The organism is Paenibacillus sp. YAF4_2 (assembly GCF_052113225.1).
Classification (GTDB): Bacteria; Bacillota; Bacilli; order Paenibacillales; family Paenibacillaceae; genus Pristimantibacillus.
Map to the genome: position 1 here is coordinate 1 of NZ_JBFRCT010000031.1, position 481 is coordinate 481.

General features: G+C 43.5%; 2 pseudogenes. Both read left to right on the forward strand.

What is annotated here, in order from left to right:
• A pseudogene (locus tag AB4Y93_RS28845) lies at positions 1-249 on the forward strand (IS3 family transposase); the annotation flags it as partial.
• A gap of 1 nt (position 250) precedes the next feature.
• Positions 251-481, forward strand: a pseudogene (locus AB4Y93_RS28850) (IS3 family transposase); the annotation flags it as partial.

Below are 481 nucleotides of genomic sequence, written 5' to 3' on the forward strand. Positions count from 1 at the left end.
GAAATATTCGAGGCAAATGGATTTGATGTAAGTGTACTTGGAATGAAACGTGTAGCACAATGTGCTGACCGATGGAGAAAAGCCTACGAGAAAGATGGCATTATTGGACTTGTGGATTCCCGAAAAGAATCTTCAGGCCGTCCTCTTTCTAGAGAGCTTACAACAGACGAAATTATGGACAAGCAAGAAGCACGAATTAAACTCCTGGAGTCTCAGATGAGGATTCAAAAAGGGGTCTCGATCGATTAAGATGATCCTTGAGAATGAATTCAAGGTGGTCTACAACCGGAAACGAATCTCTAGGCATATGCAGCAATTAAACCTTGTATGTCCGCATAGAAGGCCTAATCCGTACAGACTTATGGCTAAGGCAACACAAGAACATCGTGTCGTGCCCAATAAATTACAACGGGATTTCAAGCAAGAGATCCCTGGTTTTGTGCTGCTCACCGACATTACATACCTACCGTATGGTCGTACG